General features: G+C 67.7%; 20 protein-coding genes. 6 read left to right on the top strand and 14 right to left on the bottom strand.

Features of this window, described 5'->3' with window-relative positions; translation table 11 throughout:
- Positions 1-40 precede the first annotated feature (40 nt).
- Positions 41-1,585 (top strand): amidase, encoded by a 1,545-nt coding sequence (locus ASF57_RS09690; RefSeq protein ID WP_056482394.1) that lies wholly within the window; start codon positions 41-43, stop codon positions 1,583-1,585.
- Positions 1,586-1,636: 51 nt separating this feature from the next.
- Here ASF57_RS09690 and ASF57_RS09695 read toward each other — a convergent pair whose 3' ends face one another.
- Positions 1,637-2,407 (bottom strand): MOSC domain-containing protein, encoded by a 771-nt coding sequence (locus tag ASF57_RS09695; protein WP_056482397.1) that lies wholly within the window; start codon positions 2,405-2,407, stop codon positions 1,637-1,639.
- 467 nt (positions 2,408-2,874) lie between these two features.
- On the opposite strand from ASF57_RS09695, the gene ASF57_RS09700 reads away from it, so the two are divergent.
- The 5 genes from ASF57_RS09700 to ASF57_RS09720 all read left to right on the top strand — a co-directional run bounded on the left by ASF57_RS09700 (position 2,875) and on the right by ASF57_RS09720 (position 7,764).
- Entirely contained in the window at positions 2,875-3,627 is a 753-nt protein-coding gene (locus ASF57_RS09700) for a DeoR/GlpR family DNA-binding transcription regulator (protein WP_056183929.1), read from the top strand.
- Entirely contained in the window at positions 3,602-4,900 is a 1,299-nt protein-coding gene (locus ASF57_RS09705) for a Zn-dependent hydrolase (protein ID WP_056482400.1), read from the top strand. The genes ASF57_RS09700 and ASF57_RS09705 overlap by 26 nt, the downstream gene beginning before the upstream one ends.
- Positions 4,897-5,862, top strand: coding sequence for a phosphotransferase (locus ASF57_RS09710; protein ID WP_056482403.1), 966 nt, complete (start codon positions 4,897-4,899; stop codon positions 5,860-5,862). The genes ASF57_RS09705 and ASF57_RS09710 overlap by 4 nt, the downstream gene beginning before the upstream one ends.
- A gap of 46 nt (positions 5,863-5,908) precedes the next feature.
- The gene (locus ASF57_RS09715; protein ID WP_056482406.1) at positions 5,909-6,865 is read left to right on the top strand and encodes a phosphotransferase; all 957 of its coding nucleotides are present in this window, start codon (positions 5,909-5,911) and stop codon (positions 6,863-6,865) included.
- Positions 6,866-6,960: 95 nt separating this feature from the next.
- Positions 6,961-7,764 carry an inositol monophosphatase family protein gene (locus ASF57_RS09720; protein WP_056183921.1) on the top strand — a complete coding sequence of 268 codons (804 nt, stop codon included), beginning with the start codon at positions 6,961-6,963 and terminating at the stop codon, positions 7,762-7,764.
- Between the two features lie 21 nt (positions 7,765-7,785).
- Here ASF57_RS09720 and ASF57_RS09725 read toward each other — a convergent pair whose 3' ends face one another.
- From ASF57_RS09725 to urtA, 13 genes are all read right to left on the bottom strand, one after another.
- Positions 7,786-8,916, bottom strand: a complete 1,131-nt coding sequence (locus ASF57_RS09725) for an acyltransferase (protein WP_056482409.1) — start codon at positions 8,914-8,916, stop codon at positions 7,786-7,788.
- 346 nt (positions 8,917-9,262) lie between these two features.
- Complete coding sequence (locus ASF57_RS09730) at positions 9,263-9,907, bottom strand: NAD(P)-binding domain-containing protein (protein ID WP_056482412.1); 645 nt, start codon at positions 9,905-9,907, stop codon at positions 9,263-9,265.
- A 180-nt stretch (positions 9,908-10,087) separates the two neighbouring features.
- Positions 10,088-10,534, bottom strand: a complete 447-nt coding sequence (locus ASF57_RS09735) for an Rrf2 family transcriptional regulator (protein WP_056482416.1) — start codon at positions 10,532-10,534, stop codon at positions 10,088-10,090.
- Between the two features lie 166 nt (positions 10,535-10,700).
- Complete coding sequence (locus ASF57_RS09740) at positions 10,701-11,753, bottom strand: aliphatic amidase (protein ID WP_056482419.1); 1,053 nt, start codon at positions 11,751-11,753, stop codon at positions 10,701-10,703.
- 78 nt (positions 11,754-11,831) lie between these two features.
- Positions 11,832-13,208, bottom strand: coding sequence for a carbohydrate porin (locus ASF57_RS09745; RefSeq protein ID WP_244476895.1), 1,377 nt, complete (start codon positions 13,206-13,208; stop codon positions 11,832-11,834).
- 225 nt (positions 13,209-13,433) lie between these two features.
- On the bottom strand, positions 13,434-13,757 hold the full coding sequence (locus ASF57_RS09750) for a zinc ribbon domain-containing protein (RefSeq protein WP_056183909.1): 324 nt from the start codon (positions 13,755-13,757) through the stop codon (positions 13,434-13,436).
- A gap of 225 nt (positions 13,758-13,982) precedes the next feature.
- Positions 13,983-15,212, bottom strand: coding sequence for a formamidase (fmdA, locus tag ASF57_RS09755; RefSeq protein ID WP_056482425.1), 1,230 nt, complete (start codon positions 15,210-15,212; stop codon positions 13,983-13,985).
- Between the two features lie 114 nt (positions 15,213-15,326).
- Positions 15,327-16,343: an alpha/beta fold hydrolase gene (locus ASF57_RS09760; RefSeq protein ID WP_056482428.1), complete on the bottom strand. Its 1,017-nt coding sequence runs from the start codon at positions 16,341-16,343 to the stop codon at positions 15,327-15,329.
- An 11-nt stretch (positions 16,344-16,354) separates the two neighbouring features.
- Positions 16,355-17,044 carry an urea ABC transporter ATP-binding subunit UrtE gene (urtE, locus tag ASF57_RS09765; protein ID WP_056184329.1) on the bottom strand — a complete coding sequence of 230 codons (690 nt, stop codon included), beginning with the start codon at positions 17,042-17,044 and terminating at the stop codon, positions 16,355-16,357.
- Between the two features lie 73 nt (positions 17,045-17,117).
- Complete coding sequence (urtD, locus tag ASF57_RS09770; protein ID WP_056482431.1) at positions 17,118-17,903, bottom strand: urea ABC transporter ATP-binding protein UrtD; 786 nt, start codon at positions 17,901-17,903, stop codon at positions 17,118-17,120.
- An 8-nt stretch (positions 17,904-17,911) separates the two neighbouring features.
- A complete protein-coding gene (gene urtC / locus ASF57_RS09775; protein WP_056183902.1) occupies positions 17,912-19,063 on the bottom strand; it encodes an urea ABC transporter permease subunit UrtC in 1,152 nt (383 codons plus the stop codon).
- A gap of 14 nt (positions 19,064-19,077) precedes the next feature.
- A complete protein-coding gene (gene urtB / locus ASF57_RS09780; RefSeq protein ID WP_056482434.1) occupies positions 19,078-20,004 on the bottom strand; it encodes an urea ABC transporter permease subunit UrtB in 927 nt (308 codons plus the stop codon).
- Between the two features lie 205 nt (positions 20,005-20,209).
- Positions 20,210-21,469, bottom strand: a complete 1,260-nt coding sequence (urtA, locus tag ASF57_RS09785) for an urea ABC transporter substrate-binding protein (RefSeq protein WP_056184327.1) — start codon at positions 21,467-21,469, stop codon at positions 20,210-20,212.
- Positions 21,470-21,558 lie beyond the last annotated feature (89 nt).

Consider the following 21,558-nt stretch of genomic DNA (forward strand, 5'->3'; position numbering starts at 1 on the left):
CCTTGGACCGCTGCCTCTTCCGCCACAGGAGACATCCGGCATGGATGCCAAGACACCCGCTCCCTTCGACGTGATCGAGATGACACTGGCCGATGCGGCCGAAGCCTTCGCCAGCGGCGTCAGCGCCGAGGCGTTGACGCTGGCCTTCCTCGACCGCATCGCGACCCACAATCCACGCTACAATGCCCTCATCATCATGAACCCGGACGCCCTGTCCGATGCCCGGGCCATCGACGCGCGTCGCGCCGCCGGCGAGGCGCTGGGTCCCCTGGCGGGAGTACCCGTGGTGATTAAGGACCCGATGGACATGGCGGGGCTGCCGACGACAGCGGGCTGGCGCTGTCTCAGCGCCCGGGCCGGCGGGGTCGATCTCATCCCGGAAACCGACGCGCCCGTGGTGGCGCGGATGCGAGCCGCCGGCTGCGTCATGCTCGGCAAGACCAACGTGCCGGTGCTGAGCGCCACCGGCAGCCACGCCAATGACAGCTGGGCCGGCCCGACCCTGAACTCGGCCGCCCCCGGGAGCCTGCCCGGCGGCAGCAGTGCCGGGACGGCGACGGCCGTCGGCGCCAGCCTCGCGGTGCTGGGCCTCGCCGAGGAGACCGGCGGGTCGATCCAGAACCCCGCCTCGGCGCAAGGGCTGGTCGGCATCAAGCCGACCTTCGCCCTGGTGCCCAATGCCGGCGTCGTGCCGCTCGCCGGCAGCACCCGCGACGTGGTCGGCCCAATCGCCCGCTGCGTCCGCGACGCCGCACTCACCCTCGACGTGCTGGCCGGCTACACCCCCGCCGACCCCAAGACCGTGGCGGGCATCGGCAAGCGGCCGAAGGGTGGCTACGCATCGCGCCTTGATACTGAAGCGCTGAGAGGCAGACGCCTCGGCCTGTACGGACCGGGCTGGCGCGACCTGCCGCTCTCGGCCGAGGCGACGGACCTCTATGCGCACGCGCAAGGAGAGATAGCCGCGCGCGGCGCCACCCTGGTGGCCGATCCCTTCGTGGAGACCGGCTTTGCCGCGCTCGCTCGTCCGACCCCGGGCCTGAACCACTTCGATGCGCGCGGCATGGAATCGGTGCCCTACGATCTGCACCTCTACCTCCAGCGCCTCGGTCCCAGCGCCGCCCTCCGCAGCGTCGAGGCCTTCGCCGATGCGACGAAGGACGAGGATGCCTTCGGCCCGAACGGCGTGCTGCGCCATCTGCACGCCATTCCGGCCTTCGCGCCGATCCTCGCCCACCCGACCTCTCCGCCCGATCTCTCGGCCTTCCTCACCCTGCGCGAAGCCTACCTGGCGATCTTCGACGCGGTCCTCGAGGCGAACGCCCTCGATGGCCTCGTCTTCCCACAGATGCGCGACGAACTCCCGCCCCTTCACAGCGGGCAGGCGATCAACGAGACCACGGTGTGCGAGATCAATATCGCGGGCCTGCCCGGCGTGACGGTACCGGCCGGCTTCTACGCCTCTGGCGCGCCGTTCAACCTGATTTTCGTCGGCCGGATGTGGAGCGAGGCTGACCTCCTCGGCTACGCCTACGACTACGAACAGGCGACGCATCACCGGCGCGCCCCCGCCCTCATCGGCTGAGGCACCCGGCGCGATCTGCCTCATGCCCTCCGCCGTAGGCGGAGGTTCGTATCAGACCGTCACGACGTCACCGATCTGCAGGTCTCCGTCGTTCAGCACCTCCAGATATACGCCGAGGTCGACATGCCCGAAATGCTGGCGGATCGCCCGCGGCAGGTTGGCGTCGCGCTCGGCGGTGACCGAATTCACGTTGACGGCCGCGCAGCGGGGTGTGCGCGCGAGCCCGCGGAAGCGGACGCCCCCGATCCGCACCGGGCGGTCGACCCAGTTCAGCTCAACCCAGGGCTCCAAGCCTTCGAGGTGGATGTTGCCGCGAAAACGCAGCGGGTCCAGGGTCCGGCCGGTTGCAGCCTCCAGGACTCGGACCGAAGCGAGGTTGATCACCGAGACGGCGCGCATCATCACCGGCGACAGCACGCTCGCATCGGTGAACTTGTGGCCATCCGCTCGTACCACGCGCGGAGGCCCCTTGGTCGCCGCCCCGAGATACGCCGCGAAATAGGCCTCCGTGTCCGCGCGGCCCTCCGGCGTGGACAGGTCTGCGCTGAAAGACGGATGCGCTGCGCGCTCGATCGTCAGGCGATGCGTGTCGGGATCGACGCGCGTCCGCAGGGCCGCCAGTGCCTCGTTGTTGCGCAGCATCAGGAAAGCCCCCTTGTCGAGGGGTTCCGGCCGCTCCGGATCGAACGCCGTCGTGCCCAGCGCCAAGGCATAGACGCGGTCGAACGGCAGACCGTGCGCGGCGCTCAAGGACATTGCCGTGAGGGGTTCGGGCGAGAGGCCCTTGACGGGGTAGCGATAGAGATCGGTGATCGCAGCCATGCATCCTCGCCGGCGTTAAAGTGGAATCGCACGTTCGTGCGGGGCCGGGGCCGGCAAGGCCATACGCGTTTCTGCGTAGGCGCAGAGACCTGGAATATCCCGTGGGCACGCCTGCCTAGATCGCGAGCAGAGCGCCGCGATTTTAAGCACTTAAACCACAAATCCCACAAAAACCAAAAAATCCAGATTGACGCTGTCGATCAGGACCGGCGTAGATAGTCCCATGATTTCTGCGCGATCCTCGATCGTCCGGCCGGACCGCTGGGCTCCAGGAAGATACCCGGTGGGTGTGGGTTCTGACCGATCCGGCACACCTATGCGGAAGGCTGACCCGAGCGTTTCCGGGCCGCTCGGTTGCACTACAACGCAAACGAGCACGGGATACCGCGTCCCGCCCCTACATTCCCGCGCGACCGCAGGCATGGATCACCGCTATCATCGGGACGACGGTAGGACGGCCATCGAGCATGCTGACGGATCATCGCCACCAGGAAATCCTGTCCCGCGTCCATGGGATGGGCCGGGTCGGTGTCGCGGATGTGGCCCTGTTCCTGAAGGTCTCGGAGGAGACCATCCGGCGCGACCTAAAGATGCTGGAGGAGCGTGGCCTGCTCCGGCGCATCCACGGGGGGGCCGTTCCGCCTCGGCTGGACCAGGAACGCCCGCTGCAGGAGCGTGGCAAGCTCAACACCCGCGAGAAGGGACGCGTAGCCGTGGTGGCCGAGGCCCTGGTGCTCGACGGTATGTCGATCTTCATCGACACCGGCACCACCACGCTGGCGCTGGCGCGCCGGCTGACGGGGCGCAATCTGACGGTGACCACCAACTCCGTCGATGTCGCACTGCATCTCGGCGGAGGCCCGGCGCGGGTCAACCTGACGCCCGGTACCCTGCGGAGCAACGACAACGCGCTGGTGGGCTACGAGACGGTGGCCTACGCCCAACGCTACTTCTTCGACATCGCCTTCATGGGGATCGCCGCCTGCGACCTCGATCACGGCTGGATGGATTACGAGGAGCACGAGTCAGTCCTGCGGCGTACCCTGAGGGCCCAATCGCGCCGCGCCGTCCTGCTCGCCGATTCGCGCAAGTTCGGGCGCCAGGCCAATCTCTGCACCTTCGGGCTGCGCGAGACGCTGAGCGTCGTCACGGACAAGCCGCCGCCGGAGGCATTCCAGGATGCGTTCGCCCGGCATGACATCGAGGTCCTTCACACCTGAGGTCGACGGGCCGCAACGTCTCGAAGAGCTGCTCGCCCGGTTCTCAGCCTGCGGCGCCACGCCCGGCGGTGGGGTGACCCGGCTCTGCGCCAGCCCCGCGGACGGTGCGGCACGCGACATTTTCGGAGACGAGGTTCGCGCCGCCAGCGGCAACCTGCGCGTCGATGCGGTGGGCAACCAGTTCGGGCTGTTCTCGCTGGCGGATCAGGCGGATGCGCCGCTGGTCATGATGGGCTCCCACCTCGACAGCCAGAGCCGCGCCGGCCGCCTGGACGGCACCTACGGCGTCGCCGCCGCCCTGTGCGTCGGTGCGGGGCTGATGCGGGCGCGGCGCGCGGGCCGGCGCTTCACCGCCGATTTCTGCGCCGTGAACTGGACCAACGAGGAGGGCGCGCGCTTCCGGCCGAGCCTCCTCGGCAGCGGCACCTATCTCGGGCGGCACGCCGTCGCCGAGGCTTTGTCCTGCCGGGACGAATCCGGCACCACCTTGAGCGAGGCGTTGGATGCGATCGGCTATCGCGGCGGCGATTCGCCCCCTCCGCGTCCGGCCTGCTACCTCGAGGTGCATGTGGAGCAGGGGACCGTCCTTGAGGAGACGGGACGGACCATCGGCATCGTCACCCGGAACTGGGGAGCGACCAAGATCGAGGCCGCGTTCCTCGGGGTCCAGGCCCATACAGGTCCGGGCAGGATGGAGGTTCGGCGCGATGCGCTGCTCGCCGCCGCCTATGCCATCGCGGAGATCCGGGCGCTGGCAGATGCGTGGCCGGGGCTGCTGTATACCGCAGTGGGTCGCGTCGCGGTCACACCCAATTCCGCCAACGTGGTGCCGGCACGCGTCGAACTCTCGGTCGAGTTGCGATCCGCCGACGACGCGGTCCTGGCCGAGGCCGGGCGGAGGGCCGACCGGCTCCTCGACGCCGCGGCGGTGCGAGCCGGAACCGGCCTGACGATCCTCGCCCGGAACGAGCGTCCGATCCGGGCCATGCCGGAGGCGGTCTGCGACCTGGTCGCGGTCTGCGCCGAAGCCCGGGGGCTCGGGGCCCTGCGGATGGACACCGTGGCGGGGCACGATGCCCTGAGCTTCCTCGGGATCTGCCCGACCGGGCTGGTCTTCGTCCCGAGCATCGGCGGCATCGCCCACAACGAGGCCGAGGCCACCGACCCGGCGGATCTCGCCGCCGGCCTTGCGCTGATGCGGGAGGCGGTCGACCGCCTGTGCCGAAGCGGTGGCGATCCCGTCCGGGCCGCCCGACCGGAGCATGCAGGATGACGTCTCCCGAACCGGCTTTCGAAGATCGGATCGCGGCAGCCCTGGGGCGGATGCCGGACTGGCAGGCCAGGATGACCCGCATCGCCTGTGCGGCCCCCCCTGTCGCATCCCCGACCCACCGGGCGGTCGCCTCGGACTGTGCGCGGGTGTGGCTGGAGGGAACCGGACCGGTCTTCCTGAAGGTGCGCCACGCCGACATGGCCACCGACGTGCTGCCGGCCATGCCCGAGGCGACCCGGAAGGCCGGCGCCCTCGGGCTCGGGCCGGCGGTGCTGGCGCAGGCCGAGGGGACGATCATCCTCGCCGACCTGGCCGAGCCCTGGGCCTACGCCCGGGTCGGCGATCTGCAGGACGGGGATACCATGGCGCAGGTGCTCGGCGCCCTGCGCCGGCTGCACGGGGCCGAGCCCCTCGGCCAGGCCTTCTGCCCGTTCGACCGGATCGCGGCCCTGGCGGCGGAGGCCAGGGCCTGCGCCGCGCCGCTGCCGGACGATCTCGACGGCCTGCTGGCGAGCGCCGACCTGATCCGGGCGGCGATCCGCGCGGTCGGCTTCGACCGGGCGTTCTGCCGCAACGACGGCACGGCCTCGAATCTCATGCTGCTTCACCGGCCCGGGGGCGGCCTGGCGCCGGACGGCGTCCGCCTCGTCGATTTCGACCTCGCCGGCGATTACGATCCCTGGTTCGAGATCGGATCGCTGCTCAACGAGGCCTACGTGTTCGAGGCCGAGCGCCGGCAGGCGATCGAAATCTATGCCGGCCGCTGCACCGAGGCGTTGTTTCACCGCTGCCGCCTCTACGGCGCGGTCGACGACCTGATGTGGGGCCTGTGGGGCATCACCCGGGCGATCACGTCGCGCCGGCCCGGCATCGAATTCTTCAAGTACGGCCAGTGGCGCCTGCTGCACGCGCGCACCACCATGGCGGCGCGCGATTTCGAACTCTGGCTGCGCCGGCTGTGACGGATCGGGCGGGTGACGGGCCGGAGCCCGGCGTGAGGAGGGGGCGATGAGCTGGACACGCAGGGGCGAGGGCGCGAGTCCGCCCGAGCAGGCTCTGGAGGCGATCCTCGCCCGAATTCCCGGCTGGGCGGACGCGCCCCTGCGCTACCGGCCGGTCTCCGGCGGAATCAGCAACACCAACTGGCGTGTCCAAGCGGGGAGCGGAGCGGGAGACGGAACAGGCGCGGACGTCTTCCTCAAGGTGCCGGGGCGCGGGACAGAGATGTTCATCACCCGGGCCGCCGCTCACGAGGCGAGCCGGCGGGCGGAAGCCTGCGGCTTCGGCGTGGCGGTGCTCGACTACCTGCCCGAGGACGGCGTCGAGATCTTCGCCTTCCTGGAAAGCTTCCGCGCCTCCTCGAACCTCGATTTCCTGCGCTCCGGCGTGCGCCACAACGCGGTGCGGGCGCTGCGTGCCTTCAACGATTCTCCGGCCCTGACCCTGACCAAGACGATCTTCGACATGATCGAGGAACATGTCCGCCAGGTGGATACGGTCGGCGGCCGGGTGCCCCAGGATGCGGCCTTCCTGATGCGCCGCTACGGCGAGGCCAAGGCCGCGCTTCTCGCCTCCGGCCTCGACCTCGTGCCCTGCATGAACGACACGCTCGCGGGCAACTTCATGCTCGACGCCGCGGATCAGGTCCGCCTCGTGGATTTCGAGTACGCCTCCAACAACGAGCGCGCCTACGAGCTTGCCCTGTGGTTCGACGAGATGGCCTTCCCGGCCGATGTCGAGCGCGAAATGATCGAGGCCTATTGGGGCCGTTGGGATGTCGGGGTCGCCGCCCGCACCCAGGTGTTGAAGGCGCTCGGCGATCTCAAATGGGCGACCTGGGCGATGATCCAGGACAGCGTCTCGACCCTCGACTTCGACTATTACAAGTACGGGACCTGGAAGCTGTCGCGGGCCCGGACCCTGTTCCACCATCCCGACTGGCCGCGCTGGCTGAGGCTGCTGTGAGCGGCTCCGTCCAGGGCGCCTCCGTCCGGTTCCGGATGCCCCCTTTCCCGCAATTCCCCCTTCCAGCAAGGCCCCCTTCCAGCAAGGCCCCCGCCATGATTCCGACCTCCACCGCGCCGGTGACCTTCGACGCCAGCGCCGACGGGTTGATGGCCTTCGCCCATCACCTCGCCAACACCGTGCGGCCCCTGGCGCGCCGGCATTTCCGCACGCCGCTCGCGGTCTCGACCAAGGCCGACACCAGCCCGGTTACCGAGGCGGATCGGGGCATCGAGGCCCGCCTGCGCGCCGAGATCCGGCTGGCTTATCCGGATCACGGCATCCTGGGCGAGGAGGAGGGCGGCGACTTCTCGCGCGACCTGACCTGGGTGGTCGATCCGATCGACGGAACCCAGAGCTTCATCACCGGGATGCCGCTGTTCGGCACTTTGATCGCCCTGGTGCGGGACGGGCGGCCGCTCCTGGGCCTGATCGACATGCCGGCGCTGGCCGAGCGCTGGCACGGCAACGGCACAGGCGCTTGGTTCGGCGGCAAGCCGATCCGCACCAGCCGGCGGTCACTGCGGGAGGCCCGTCTGTTCGCCACCTCGCCGGACCTGTTCCAGGGCACCGATGCGGACGCTTTCGCATCCTTGAGCGCCGCCGTGGGGATGCGACGCTTCGGCGGCGACTGCTACGCCTACGGGCTTCTCGCCTCCGGCCATTGCGACCTCGTGGTGGAAGCCGGCCTGAAGGTCTACGATGTGATGGCGCTCGCCCCCGTGGTGGAGGGCGCCGGCGGCGTGATGACCGATTGGGCCGGGCGTCCGCTCACCCCGGATTTCGATGGCCGCGTGGTCGCCGCGGCCAATGGGGAGCTGCATGCGGCGGCCCTGCGCCACCTCGCGGGCTTCGCCTGACCCCGCCGGGCGGCCGGAGCCCTAAGGCCGCGCGCCGGAGGCCACCACCGGCGCCGCGTCCGAGCCATCGGCCGGAGCCGCGCGGAACAGACGTCGGCCGGGCTTCTCCACGAGGCGAAAGGAGGCCAGCGACAGGAGCACGGTCACGGGGATCAGGATCGCGGCCGACATCAGGTGCGGATGCGCCACCTGCGCGCCCTCGAACAGCGCCGCGAGCCGGGGCTCCAGGTGGGTGAGGATCGGGAAATGCACCAGGTAGATTGAGTAGGATAGAACCCCGAGCCGGTGGATCGGCGCCAGCGCCAGGATCTGGGCGGACAGGCTCGTCCCCGTCGCCAGCGCCATGATCAGGGCCGGGAACAGCAGGATCAGGATCAGGTCGCTGCTCGGAACCGCCATCAGCAGCAGCACGCACAGCACCAGGGTATCACCCGTGCCCCGCCACGCCATGACGCGCCGGCACACCGGGAGGCTCGTCAGCCGCCAGGCGACGACCCCGAGGCTGAAACCGACCAGGCATCGCAGCAGGGGATAGGCGGTCTCGCCGATATACAGATCCAGGGGACCGAAGCGGACATCCTGGTGGACGGCCTGATCCGGCAGCCGGCCGAGGGTCCACAGCAGGGCGGCCGCCAGCGCCAGGAAGGGCGGGATCGCGCGCCGGGGGCCGTGCAGCAGGCCGAAGGCCAGAATGGGAAACACCAGGTAGGCGAAGAACTCGGTGCTGATCGACCAGCCCGGCCCGTTGAGACTCGGGCCGATGGCCCAGGACTGGACCAGCACGACGTTCGACGCGATCGTCAGCAGGGACGGCGCCGGGATCCGGTCGTGCACGGAACCATCGACGAGCCAGAGCGCCAGGCAGGCGAAGCTGGTGACGATGTAGAGCGGATAGATGCGGGCGAAGCGCTTCGTCAGAAAGCGGCGGAACGGCGCGAGCGCGTATCCCGATGGAAAGTCCCGGCCGTGGCTCAAGGCCATCACGAAACCGCTGAGCACGAAGAACAGGTCGACGGCGAGGTATCCGTGCTTGATGAAGGCTCCGCCGAGGCCCGATCCCGCCCCCAGGGCCAGGTAATGATACACGACCACCAGGATGGCGGCCGCGCCCCGAATCCCGGTCAGAGCTCGGATCTCCTGCTGTGACGGCATCGCTGCATCGGGTCTCGCGGTCCAGACCGAACCATAGGCGGGACCGCGTTAAGGCTTGGTGCCCGGCCGATCCTGGCACGACACCGGACGGACGATCCCGGTCGACGTCCGCACCGATCCCCGGCACGCCCACAGGACGACCCGCGCCCGACCCGACGTCTCCGCGAGGCCGGCGTTTTCGCGAAGCCGGTGTCGCCGCGAGGCCGGTGTCTTCGCAAGGCCGGTGTCGCCGCGAGGCCGGATCACGTTGAGGACGGGCCGGAGGACGGCCTGTGGGCCGCGCCCCGGCGACGCCGTCGCCCCGAAGGGCGGCGGCCTACGGGCGATCCGAGAGGGACGGTGGCCCTCACACCTTGACGAAGTTGATGGCCGCCAGGGGGCCGAAGGGCAGTTCCGCCAGCGGGCCGCCGGTGTCGAGGGCGCCGAGATCGACGGGGAAGAACTGCATGGCCTCGATCAGCGCGCGGATCTCGGCCTTCGCGGCTGCGTCGTCGCCGGAATAGAACAGCACCCGCTGCCCGCCGGAGAGTTGGGGCTGGGGCAGGGCGTTGACGTCGAGGTGGTTGAAGGCCTTCACCACGCGCGCCCCGGGGACGAGGGCGCGGATCAGGCTGCTCGACGCGCGGCCGCCGAGATCGACCGCCTTGATGCCGTAGGCCGCCAGCGGGTTGGCCGGATCGTTGGCGTCGGGCGAATTGGGGTCGAGGAACTCGACCGGATTGGTGCCGTCGACCACGATGCGGTTGTTCCAGGCCGGTAGGCGGCTCAGCACGGCCTCGGTGTCGGTCCAGCGCACGGCGACGAAGACGATGTCGGCGCTGGCCGCCTCGGCGACGGTGCCCGCCGTGATGGAGGGGCCGAGTTCCGCGACGAGGCCCGCCAGCGAGGCCGGACCCCGGCTGTTCGCCACGGTGGCGGCGATGCCGTTGCGGGCCAGGGCCCGCGCGAGGTTGGAGCCGAGGCCGCCGGAACCGAGAATGCCGATGCTCATGGTGTCACTCCTGTTGTGAAGGGTTGATGCCGGGGCTTGATGCCCGGAGCCTGATTCCGGGGGCTTGCGTCTTCGAGCCGTCCGCGCCCCCGCGGCGAACGGTTCGCATTCGGTACCGACCGCATCCATCTCGACTGTTGCTATGTCGACGACGCGATGACACTTCAGGGCGAAGAAGGATTACCAGGTGAGGGGGATCGTGAACTTGCCGAGTCGCGCCACCTCGGCGGCGACGTCTGCGACGGTGACCTTTGCCAACTCCGCCTCCAGGGCCTCTCGAGCCCGCCCGAGGATCGGGCTCAAGGCGGCCTGAATCTGCCCACCGACCGCGCAGGTCTCGCAGGGCGGCGTTCGATGCAGGGTGAACAGCGCCGTATCCTCCACCGCCCCATAGATGTCGAGGAGACGGATGCGTTCGGCCGGTCTGGCCAGCAGCGCTCCACCGCCCGCCCCCATCTGCGAACGGGTCAGCCCCGCCTCTCCGAGACGGGACAGGAGTCCCCGGATCACCACCGCGCCCGTGTTGACGGAATAGGCGAGATCCTCGGACCGGAGCGGCTTGCCGCCGCTCACCGCCAGGGCGGCGAGGATATGGACGGCGACGGCGAATCGGGTGGTGGTGGGCATGTCCAATTCCGCTTGTGTGTTGACGACACTACGACATATTTTCCGTGTGTCAACGGGTTTGTGCGCGCTTTCATGCCTGCACTGTCGAGGCCCATAGCAAAAAGGCCGGCTCCGCGCGAAGCGGAGCCGGCCTTTTTGAGGGTATCACGCGGGCGCTTGCGCCGGATCAGGCCGGATCGGGCGGACCCTCGCCCTTGCCGACGAAGGGGATGCCCTCGATCGGACATTCCTCGGTGCCGACGCTCGGGCGGGTGATGGCCCGCACGGCGTCGCGGGTGCCGTCGGGGTCCTCGATCCAGCGGCGGTAGAAGTCGTAGGGGCATTCCGACAGGCCGTGCCGGTTCTCCTTCGAGGCGATCATGCCGGTGTAGCCACGGTGGAGCAGCTTGAAGAGGTGGTTCTCGGATTGCCCGTGGGCGCGGGCATCGCGGATCAGGAACTTCGACAGGGCCGCGTACTGGATGCCCATCTCCTCCTCGCCGCACTCGCCCAGCGTCCGCCCGTCGAAGCCGATGATCGCCGAGTGGCCGAAATAGCTGTAGACGCCATCGAACCCGGCGGCGTTGGCCACCGCCACGTAGGTGTTGTTGGCGAACGCCATCGCCTTCGACATCAGGACCTGCTGCTCCTTGGCCGGATACATGTAGCCCTGGCAGCGGATGATGAGTTCGGCGCCCCGCATGGCGCAGTCGCGCCAGATCTCCGGGTAATTGCCGTCGTCGCAGATGATGAGGCTGATCTTCAGGCCCTTGGGGCCGTCGGAGACGTAGGTCCGGTCGCCCGGATACCAGCCCTCGATCGGAGTCCAGGGCATGATCTTGCGGTACTTCTGCACGATCTCGCCCTGGTCGTTCATCAGGATCAGGGTGTTGTAGGGCGCCTTGTTCGGGTGCTCCTCGTGGCGCTCGCCGGTGAGCGAGAACACGCCCCAGACCTTCGCCTTGCGGCAGGCGGCGGCGAAGATGTCGGTCTCCGGCCCCGGGATCGAGGTGGCGGTCTCGTACATCTCGGCCGCGTCGTACATGATCCCGTGGGTCGAGTATTCGGGGAAGATCACCAGGTCCATGCCGGGCAGGCCGGACTTCATGCCCACGACCATGTCGCCGATCTTGGCGGCGTTCGCCAGAACCTCGTCCCGCGTGTGCAGACGGGGCATCTTGTAGTTCACGACGGCGACGCCGACGCTGTCGGCGCTGGACGAGATGTCTCCGTGCATCATGGCGCGATCCTCCGGTTTCTTGAGATGGGGCGCGTGCCGCCGCGTTGGGCGGCACGCGCGGGTCAGCCCGCCCGGGCGTCAGCCCGGCGCGAGACCCAGGAGGGTTCCGAGGGGAACCACGAGGGTGAAGCCGCCGTAGACGCCGTCCTTCGGGCGCCGGGCGGTATAGGGATTGAAGAACGAGTTCGGATTGACGACGTACTGGACCACGGGCTCGAGAATCACGCCGGCGCCGATGTCGATGTGGGCGTTGGCCTCGAAGATGAACTTGTCGCGCGAGAACGGTGCGCCCGAACCGCCCGAGATGAAGTTCGCGTCCGCCAGGAAGTCGGCGTAGTTGGCGTTGATCCGCTGCCAGTTCGCCTTCAGCCCGTAGGTGTCGTTGGGCCGGGACTGGTCGGGCGATTGCAGCAGGATGCCGGCGAAGGAGTTGAACCGGATCGGGATGGTGGGATCGAAGGCGTAGCCGGTGCCGGTATAGACCGAGACCGAGGCCGGGTGCGGGTTGTCGGCTTCGCGCCCGCCATCGGCACGCCACACCGTCTGCGAGGCGGTCAGCACCACGCCCGAGGTGCCGGATTTCTGCAGGACCGGATCGCCGGGGAACAGCCCCTTGGAGCGCCCGAGCGCCGTCTTGAAGTTATCCTCGTGGTCGGCGGTGTTGTAGAAGCCGGTCAGGGAGACGCGGCCCGGATAGGCCTCCTGCGTGAAATCGGTCTTGCGGCCGATCTCGGTCATCACCACCGCGCCGGCGAGGCGCTCGTAGCCGAAGTCGTAGCCCGACAGCCCGTTGGTGTTGGGGTTCACGCTGAAGGCGCCCGCCTGGATGTAGGTGGTCGGCGAGAGCTTGTAGGCCACGTTGGCGCCCCAGACACCGTAGAGCGGCGAGGTGAAGCCGGCGTTGAAGTAGAACATGTCCTGGAAGCAGGAATTGATCGAGTTGCACGGCGGCAGGCCGTAGTACCGGTCCGGATGGGTCCGGCCGACCTCGACCACGAGGCGGTCGTCGAGCAGCTTCTGCTGATAGGTGAACAGCGAGAGCCGGGCGAAATCGGGGTTGTAGGGCGGCTGATACCCGACCGTGGTGTCGCCGATGTCGGCGGCCATGTTCAGGTTGCGCACCAGGCCGAAGAAGGTCTGGGTGAAGTTGATCGTCCCGCCCGAGATGCCGGCGATCTTCTGCATGTCGGCCGTCATCGACAGCACGAAATAGGCCGAATTCGACTGCTCGCCGGGTCGTAGGCCCATGGTCGGGTTGGCTTGGTAAAAATCGTAGATGTTGACGTCGAAGGTGATGCCGCGGGCCGCCATCTCGGTAGCCCAGAGGGCCAGCGGTCCGACGCGGACCGGGTCCGCCGGCTTGGCGGCGACGGCCGGATCGGTGCGCGGCTGCGTCTGGTCGTTGAGCTGGCCCACCGGAGAGGCCGTCTGCGCCTCGGCCGAGGCGGCGGCCATCAGGAACGCCGCCGAAGCGGCGAGGCCCCGAAGGGCGGGTCTCCGGTGGCCCGGCACCGGCCTGATCGTGCTTGTCGGTCTCATCATGCACCCCCGCATCCTAGCATTGATCCTGCCTGAGCCCGCCCCATCCACTTTTCCTGTGGAATTATATCTCGTTAGGCCCAGACAATAGGCAGATCACCCGCCAAGCAATACTTTGCAATTAGGATGCCAGTGCTGAAATCAATGACTGATCATCCAGGGACGCGCGGAAGGAAAGCTTTTCACGGCCGGACTTGCTTGCGATTTGGTCTTCGCCGATCCGCTGCAGCATCCGCATCCGGCACCGTGACCCGAGACCTTGCGCGGGGCGTGGCGGCTGCGCTCGTTGGTGGCGTGTGCCTTGCGCAATCCGGCATCCATGGAAGCGAGGTTCGGCGCTGTGAGGAAGGCGCGGCCACAGGACGATCCGCAATCCGGGCAGTCGTGGGGGTCGCGGAACTCGGCCATCGGGCGCAGCACCGTGAACGGGCCGCAGGCGTCGCAGGCGTAATCGTAGACGGGCATCGGGGCCTCTCGGTGATTTCTGCGTGATGAGAGGGTGGGGCGGCACGGCCCTCCTCCCCAGCGGATCCCGGGCCTGCCCGAGATCCGTCGAACTGGTGGAGAGGAGTGGGAGGTGGGGCAGGTCCGCCAGCCTCCGCATCCTGAGGATGGCCAATCACCCCCAACTCCTGCTCCCTCCCCACAAGGGGGAGGGGGCTTCGCGCCGATTCGGGCGCGACCCGGCCCTCAAAGATCGGGCGAGAGCGGCATCTGGATCGAGCCGTCGAGAAACTTCGTCGGACCGTCCGCACCCGGATTGATGTCGAAGTCGAAGATCTTGGTCGGAATCCACAGGGTGGCGCAGGCGTTCGGGATGTCGACGACGCCCGAGATGTGGCCCTGCACCGGCGCGGTGCCGAGGATCGAGTAGGCCTGGGCGCCCGAGTAGCCGAACTTCTTCAAGTACTCGATGGCGTTGAGGCAGGCCTGGCGATAGGCCACCGTCACGTCGAGGTAATGCTGCTTGCCGTACTCGTCGACGGAGACCCCCTCGAAGATCAGGTGGTCGTCGAACTTCGGTGTGATCGGCGACGGCTTGAAGATCGGGTTCTTGATCCCGTACTTCGACATGCCGTCCTTGATCAGGCTGACCTTGAGGTGGACCCAGCCCGCCATCTCGATCGCGCCGCAGAAGGTGATCTCGCCGTCGCCCTGGCTGAAATGCAGGTCGCCCATGGAGAGGCCGGCCCCCGGCACGTAGACGGGGAAGTAGATCTTCGAGCCGCGCGACAGATCCTTGATGTCGCAATTGCCGCCATGCTCGCGGCCCGGCACCGTGCGGGCGCCCTCGGCGGCCGCCTTGTCACGGCCCTCGCCCTTGAGTCGACCCATATGGGCGGTGGGCGCGAAGGGGAGGGTGGCCAGAGCCGGCACCCGGTTGGGGTCGGTGTCGAACAGGGCCTTCTCGCGGGTGTTCCAGGTCCCCAGCATCTTGGGATCGGGCAGGCAGCCGATCAGCCCCGGATGGATCAGGCCGGGGAAGCGCACGCCGGGGATGTGGCGCGACTGGGTGAACATGCCCTCGAAATCCCAGATCGATTTCTGGGCCTGGGGGAAGTGTTCGTCGAGGAAGCCGCCGCCGTTCTTCTTGGAGAAGAAGCCGTTGAAGCCCCACTGGCTCTCGGGCTTGGCGCCGATGTCGAGGAGGTCGACCACCAGGAGGTCGCCCGGCTCGGCGCCCTCGACGCCGATCGGGCCGGACAGGAAGTGCACGATCGACAGGTCGATGTCGCGCACGTCGTCGGCCGAATCGTTGTTCTTGATGAACCCGCCGGTCCAGTCATAGGTCTCGACGATGAAGTCGTCGCCGGGCTTCACCATCGCCACCATGGGGATGTCGGGGTGCCAGCGATTGTGCACCATGTCGTTGTCGTAGGCCGATTGGGTCAGATCGACCTTGATTAGGGTCTCTGCCATCGTCACGTGCTCCCTTCCCTGGGTGAGGACATGCGTCCCCGTTCGCGCCGGCGGTCCGATCCTCCGGCGTGCGATGTGGCGGTGATCGTTGGGCCGGTCCGGCCCCGGTCTCCGTCAGCGTGCGAGCAGCTCCTTGAGGGCCGCATCGAGTGTGGCGATGTCGTCGGGGCTGGTGCCCGGCCCGCCGGCGAAGTGGCCCCACCAGGTCTCGATGACGCGCAGCTCCGCGTTCGGCATGGCCGCCGCCTCGATGGCGTTGTCCTCGGGGGGAAAGTACAGGTCGGTTGAGGCCGGCATCAGGATCGCCCTGGCGCGGATGGCCCCGAGGGCGGCCTTGAGATCGCCGTTGAAGCGGTCGTTGGCGCTGATGTCGCCGTTCTGCCAGGTCCACAGCATCGCCAGCAGGTCGTTGGCGTCGCGGGTGTAGAACAGACCTTCCCAGAACCCGATCAGAAAATCCTCGAGCGAGGCGTAGCCCATATGCGTCTTGTCGGCCTCGATCCGGTAGAACGTCTGCGACAGGCCCCAGCCGGCATAGACCCGGCCGAAGGCGCGCAGGCCCCGGTTCGGCGGGTTTGTGTACCAGCCCTCCGCGTAGGCGGCGTCGGCCTGGAGCGCGGCCTTGGCGCCTTCGAGGAAGACGAAGTTGTGCCGGGAGCACTTGGCCGAACCCTGAAACGGCAGGATGCGGGGCACCATGTCGGGGTAGAGGGCGCCCCAATGGTAGGTCTGCAGGGCGCCCATCGACCAGCCGGTCACCAGCACCAGCGTTTCGATGCCGAAATGCTCGGTGACGAGGCGGTGCTGGGCCGTGACGTTGTCGTAGGCCGTGACGTTGGGGAATCTTGGCCCGTTCCAGGGCGCCGGCGTATTGCTCGGCGAGGACGACAGCCCATTGCCGAACATGTTCGGGATGATGATGAAGTACCTGTCCGGGTCGAGGGCCTTGCCGGGACCGATCAGCCATTCGTTCTCGGTGTGCTGGCCCGAGTACCAGGTCGGGTAGACGATGGCGTTGTCCTTGGCGGCATTGAGCGTGCCGAAGGTCTTGTAGGCGAGCCGGGCGTTGCGCAGCGTCTTGCCGCACTGGAGGACGAAGTCACCGAGCTCGAAGATCTCGTAATCGACCATTCCGACCTCCGTCAGACCGAGAGGAAGCGCGCGACCTGGGCCTCGTCGATGTCGGCGCGCAGGGACTCGTGCACGATCACGCCGTTCTCGATGACCAGAACCCGGTCGGCGACGTCGAGGGCGAAGCTCAGCACCTGCTCGGAGACCACGATGGAGAGGCCTCGGTCGTCTCGGATCTTCTTGAGGGTGCGGCCCATCTCGCGGATGATCGAGGGCTGGATGCCCTCGGTCGGCTCGTCGAGGAGGAGAACCTTGGGCCGGCTCGCCAGCGCGCGGGCGATGGCGAGCTGCTGCTGCTGGCCGCCCGAGAGATTGCCGCCGCGCCGGCCCTTCATCTCCAGCAGCACCGGGAACATGGTGTAGAGATCCTGCGGCACCCGGCGCTCGTGGGTGACGGTGAGCCCCGTCTCGATGTTCTCCTGCACGGTCATGGCCGAGAAGATCATGCGGCCCTGCGGCACGTAGGCGAGACCGCGTGCCACGCGCTGGTGGCTCTTCAGGGCGCCGACATCCGCACCGTCGACCCGGATCGAACCGGATTTCACCGGCACGATCCCCATCAGGGTCTTCATCAGCGTGGTCTTGCCCATGCCGTTGCGGCCCATCACGGCGACGATCTCGCCGGGCGCCACCGCGATGTCGAGGCCGTGCAGAACCTCGCTCTGGCCATAGGCCGAATGCAGGTCGCTGACCGCCAGCATCGGCTGGACGCCGCCCTGACGATGAGGCGCGGGGGAGGAGGCAGGCGCGGTCTGGAGCATGAGCCTGTTTCCCTCAATGGCCGAGATAGACTTCGATGACCTTGGGGTCGTTCTTGACCCGCTCCATCGACCCTTCCGACAGGACCTTGCCCTGGTGCAGCACGGTGACCCGGTGGGCGATGTCCTCGACGAACTTCATGTCGTGCTCGATCACCAGGACCGAGCGGCCCTTGATGATCTCGTTGAGGAGTTCGGCGGTCTTGATGCGCTCCCCGACGCTCATGCCGGCCACCGGCTCGTCGAGCATCAGCAATTCCGGGTCCTGGATCAGCAGCATGCCGATCTCGAGCCACTGCTTCTGGCCGTGGCTGAGGAACTCGGCCCGCTCCAGGAGCTGATCCTTGAGGAAGATCATGCTGGCGACCTCCTCGATGCGGTCGCGGACCTGGGCGTCGCGCTTGAAGGTCAGCGCCCCGAACACCGAGCGGCCGCGCGGATAGGAGATCTCCAGGTTCTCGAACACGGTGAGGTCATCGTAGATCGACGGCGTCTGGAACTTGCGGCCGACGCCGGCCAGCACGATGGCGCTCTCGGACAGCTTGGTCAGTTCCTGGCCCTTGTACTTGATCGAGCCGGAGCTGGCCTTGGTGCGGCCGCAGATGAGGTCGAGCACCGTGGTCTTGCCGGCGCCGTTGGGGCCGATGATGACCCGGATCTCGTTGGGATCGACGTAGAACGAGACGTCGTTGACCGCCTTGAAGCCGTCGAACGAGACGGTGAGGGATTCCACCGCCAGCAGGAAGTCCTTCTCGGCCGGATCGGCGCCGATGAGGTGCGAGGGCAGGGTGGCTGCGTTCATCGGAGATCCTACTCGGCCGCGTGGGACAGGGCGACGGCGGGCGCGGGCTCGAGAGCCTTCACGCGCCGGGTCAGGCGGGGCTCGACATAGGTGCGGTAGATGCCCGCCAGACCGTTGGGGAAGGCCAGCACCACGAGGATGAACAGGCCGCCGAGGCCGAACAGCCAGAGTTCCGGGAAGCTCTCCGAGAAGGTGGTCTTGGCCCAGTTGACCAGGAGCGTGCCCCAGACCGCGCCGAACAGGGACAGGCGCCCGCCGACGGCGGCGTAGATCACCATCTCGATCGACGGCACGATGCCGACGAAGGAGGGCGACATGAACCCGACCTGGAGGGTGAACATCGCGCCCCCGATGGCGGCGAACACAGCCGCGAGGCAGAACGCGAAGGTCTTGAAGCTCGCCACCTGGTAGCCCGAGAACCGGACCCGGTCCTCCTTGTCGCGCATGGCGAGCAGGATGCGCCCGAGCTTCGACTTCTTCACGGCCTGCGCGAACAGGATGCAGGCGACAAGCAGGCCGGCGTTGACGAAGTAGAGGATGTTGTGGGCGCTGTCGGTGCGGATGTCCCAGCCGTGCAGGGTGCGCAGATCGGTGATGCCATTGATGCCGCCGGTGTAGCCCTGCTGGCCGACGATCAGGATCGTCAGGATGGCGGCGATGGCCTGGGTGATGATGGCGAAGTAGGTGCCGCCGACGCGGCGTCGGAACATCGCCGTGCCGATGACGAAGGCAAAGAAGGCCGGCACCACCAGCACCGCGATCAGCGTGAAGGGCAGGCTGGTGAAGGGCTTCCAGAACCACGGCAGTTCGGTGATCTGGTTCCAGTCCATGAAGTCGGGAATGCCCGGGGTCGACTGGATCTTGGTATTCTCGACGCTGGACGCTTCGAGCTTCAGGTACATGGCCATCAGGTAGCCGCCGAGGCCGAAGAACACGCCCTGGCCGAGCGAGAGGATGCCGCCGAAGCCCCAGCAGATGACCAGGCCGAGGGCCACGAACGAATAGGTCAGGTACTTGCCGACGAGGTTGAGCCGGAAGGCGTCGAGCAGCATCGGCAGCAGGATGAAGATGACGCCGACGAGGAGCGCCAGGCTCACCCATTCCATCGGCTTCATGAACGGGTTGTCGTTGACGATCGTCTTGGGTGTGGAGCGGGTCATGACGTTCAGGCTCCTCAGCGCCGGACCTTGAGGGTGAAGAGGCCCTGGGGCCGCAGCATCAGGATGCCGACCACCGCCAACAGCGTGAGCACCTTCGCGGTGGAACCCGAGAGGAAGAATTCGAGGGTCGATTGCGTCTGCGAGATCGAGAAGGCGGACGCGATGGTGCCGAGCAGCGAGGCGGCGCCGCCGAACACCACGATCAGGAAGGTGTCGACGATGTAGAGCTGGCCGGAGGTCGGCCCGGTCGAGCCCACCATGGTGAAGGCCGAACCGGCGATGCCCGCGATGCCGCAGCCGAGGCCGAAGGTGAGGCGGTCGACCCGTTCGGTGTCGATGCCGACGGCGCCCGCCATGGCGCGGTTCTGCACCACGGCGCGAACCTGGGCGCCGAAGCGCGAGCGGTACATCAGGAGGGCGACGCCGACGGTGATCAGCGTCGTGATGGCCATGACGAACATGCCGTTGATCGGGATCTCGATGGTGTCGGTGACCTGCACCGAGCCGATCAGCCAGGACGGCAGCTCGACGCCGACCTCACGGGCACCGAAGATCGAGCGGTAGGCCTGCTGCAGGATCAGCGACAGGCCCCAGGTGGCCAGCAGCGTATCGAGCGGGCGCTTGTAGAGGTGGCGGATCAGGGCCCATTCCACCAGCATCCCGAGCGCCCCCGAGGCCAGGAAGGCGAGCGCCATCGCGATGAAGAAGTAAGCCGGGAACAGGGCCGGCAGTTGGGTCTGGAAGAAGTTCGAGCAGAGATAGGTCATGTAGGCGCCGAGGATCATGAACTCCCCGTGCGCCATGTTGATCACCCCCATTTGGCCGAAGATGATCGCCAGCCCGAGCGCCATCAGCACGTAGACCGAAAACAGGATCAGTCCGGCAAAGCCCTGCATCGCGAAGATCGCGCCGAGATCACCGAGCGAGTAGTCACCGAACATGGGTCCGTTCTCCGAAGGATGCCGCGCGTGTCGTGCAAGCATCAGGCCGTCGCGGACAGACGCGCCCTCTCATGAGACGCGCTCCCTCCCCCTCGTGGAGGGGTAGGGGTGGGGGTGGCGCCGCCAGCCTCCGCCGGTCGAGGGTCACCCAACCACCCCCACCGCCAACTCCTCCCCACAAGGGGGAGGAGGGCACGTTGGAGCCCTACTGGTAGCCCTTGGGGAACGGGTCGGGCTTGATCAGTTCGGGGCTGGTGTAGACGATCTCGAACTGGCCATCCGGCAGGGCCTTGCCGACGCGGGTCTTCGACCAGAGGTGGTGGTTCGGATCGACCCGGACGTAGCCTTCCGGCGCGTCCTTGTATTCGAGGCCCGGCGAGGCGGCGACGACCTTGTCGACATCGAACGAGCCGGCCTTCTCGCAGGCCATCTTCCACAGGTGGGGCCCGAGATAGGCGGCCTGGGTGACGTCGCCGATGACGGTCTTCTCGCCCCACATCTTCTTGAAGGCGGCGACGAAGGCCTTGTTGTTCTCGTTCTCGATCGACTGGAAGTACTTCATGCAGGAATAGGCGCCGGCGATGTTGTCGCCGCCGATGCCGTCGATCTCGTCTTCCGTCACCGAGATCGTCAGGAGGATCTGCTTCGACAGGTCGATGCCGGCGGCCTTGAGTTGCTTATAGAACGCCACGTTCGAGCCGCCGACCACGTCGGCGAAGATCACCTTCGGCTTGGTGAGCTTGATCTTGTTGATCACCGAATTGAACTGGGTGTGGCCGAGAGGGAAGTACTCCTCACCGACGACCTTGCCCTTGAGCACGTTCTCGACGTGCTTTCGGGCGATCTTGTTCGAGGTGCGCGGCCAGATGTAGTCCGACCCGATGAAGAAGAACGAATCGCCGCCCTTCTCCTTGTGGACCCAGTTGAGGCCGGCGAGGATCTGCTGCGTGGCTTCCTGGCCGGTGTAGAAGACGTTCTTGGACTGCTCCAGGCCCTCGTAGAAGGTCGGGTAGTACAAGAGGCCGTTATACTGCTCGAACACCGGCAGCGCGGCCTTGCGCGAGGCCGAGGTCCAGCAGCCCATCACGGCGGCGCAATGGTCGTTGACCAGGAGCTTCTTCGCCTTCTCGGCGAAGGTCGGCCAATCGGAGGCGCCGTCCTCCTGGATGATCTTGATCTTGCGGCCGAGCACGCCGCCCGCCTCGTTGATCTGCGAGATCGCGAGCTTTTCGGCCTGAATGGAGCCGGTCTCGGAGATCGCCATGGTGCCGGTGGCCGAGTGCAGGATGCCGACCGTCACCTCGGTGTCGGTCACGGCGAGGCCGGTGGTGTTCACCGCCGACGTCGCCGGTCCCGCCGCGAAGCTCATGCGCGGCATCAGGGCGATCGCCGGAGCGCCGGCGAGCCCCATCAGAAGCCTGCGCCGCAGCGCCGATTGCAGGCCCTTGCCCTTGTCCTCTGCCATCGTGCCCAAACCCCTGTCGGTCGTCGCGCGGCGCTCGGGACGGCCGCGGATCGACGGAGCGGAGGCTAGGCTGCAGGGTGCCGTGCGGC

Source organism: Methylobacterium sp. Leaf117 (assembly GCF_001422985.1).
Classification (GTDB): Bacteria; Pseudomonadota; Alphaproteobacteria; order Rhizobiales; family Beijerinckiaceae; genus Methylobacterium.

What these genes read in the sequence shown, in the direction of transcription:
- ASF57_RS09690 (WP_056482394.1), top strand. Translation starts at nt 41, where the DNA reads ATGGATGCCAAGACACCCGCTCCCTTCGACGTGATCGAGATGACACTG.
- ASF57_RS09695 (WP_056482397.1), bottom strand. Translation starts at nt 2,407, where the DNA reads ATGGCTGCGATCACCGATCTCTATCGCTACCCCGTCAAGGGCCTCTCG.
- ASF57_RS09700 (WP_056183929.1), top strand. Translation starts at nt 2,875, where the DNA reads ATGCTGACGGATCATCGCCACCAGGAAATCCTGTCCCGCGTCCATGGG.
- ASF57_RS09705 (WP_056482400.1), top strand. Translation starts at nt 3,602, where the DNA reads ATGACATCGAGGTCCTTCACACCTGAGGTCGACGGGCCGCAACGTCTC.
- ASF57_RS09710 (WP_056482403.1), top strand. Translation starts at nt 4,897, where the DNA reads ATGACGTCTCCCGAACCGGCTTTCGAAGATCGGATCGCGGCAGCCCTG.
- ASF57_RS09715 (WP_056482406.1), top strand. Translation starts at nt 5,909, where the DNA reads ATGAGCTGGACACGCAGGGGCGAGGGCGCGAGTCCGCCCGAGCAGGCT.
- ASF57_RS09720 (WP_056183921.1), top strand. Translation starts at nt 6,961, where the DNA reads ATGATTCCGACCTCCACCGCGCCGGTGACCTTCGACGCCAGCGCCGAC.
- ASF57_RS09725 (WP_056482409.1), bottom strand. Translation starts at nt 8,916, where the DNA reads ATGCCGTCACAGCAGGAGATCCGAGCTCTGACCGGGATTCGGGGCGCG.
- ASF57_RS09730 (WP_056482412.1), bottom strand. Translation starts at nt 9,907, where the DNA reads ATGAGCATCGGCATTCTCGGTTCCGGCGGCCTCGGCTCCAACCTCGCG.
- ASF57_RS09735 (WP_056482416.1), bottom strand. Translation starts at nt 10,534, where the DNA reads ATGCCCACCACCACCCGATTCGCCGTCGCCGTCCATATCCTCGCCGCC.
- ASF57_RS09740 (WP_056482419.1), bottom strand. Translation starts at nt 11,753, where the DNA reads ATGATGCACGGAGACATCTCGTCCAGCGCCGACAGCGTCGGCGTCGCC.
- ASF57_RS09745 (WP_244476895.1), bottom strand. Translation starts at nt 13,208, where the DNA reads ATGGCCGCCGCCTCGGCCGAGGCGCAGACGGCCTCTCCGGTGGGCCAG.
- ASF57_RS09750 (WP_056183909.1), bottom strand. Translation starts at nt 13,757, where the DNA reads ATGCCCGTCTACGATTACGCCTGCGACGCCTGCGGCCCGTTCACGGTG.
- fmdA (WP_056482425.1), bottom strand. Translation starts at nt 15,212, where the DNA reads ATGGCAGAGACCCTAATCAAGGTCGATCTGACCCAATCGGCCTACGAC.
- ASF57_RS09760 (WP_056482428.1), bottom strand. Translation starts at nt 16,343, where the DNA reads ATGGTCGATTACGAGATCTTCGAGCTCGGTGACTTCGTCCTCCAGTGC.
- urtE (WP_056184329.1), bottom strand. Translation starts at nt 17,044, where the DNA reads ATGCTGGCGGTCAGCGACCTGCATTCGGCCTATGGCCAGAGCGAGGTT.
- urtD (WP_056482431.1), bottom strand. Translation starts at nt 17,903, where the DNA reads ATGAACGCAGCCACCCTGCCCTCGCACCTCATCGGCGCCGATCCGGCC.
- urtC (WP_056183902.1), bottom strand. Translation starts at nt 19,063, where the DNA reads ATGACCCGCTCCACACCCAAGACGATCGTCAACGACAACCCGTTCATG.
- urtB (WP_056482434.1), bottom strand. Translation starts at nt 20,004, where the DNA reads ATGTTCGGTGACTACTCGCTCGGTGATCTCGGCGCGATCTTCGCGATG.
- urtA (WP_056184327.1), bottom strand. Translation starts at nt 21,469, where the DNA reads ATGGCAGAGGACAAGGGCAAGGGCCTGCAATCGGCGCTGCGGCGCAGG.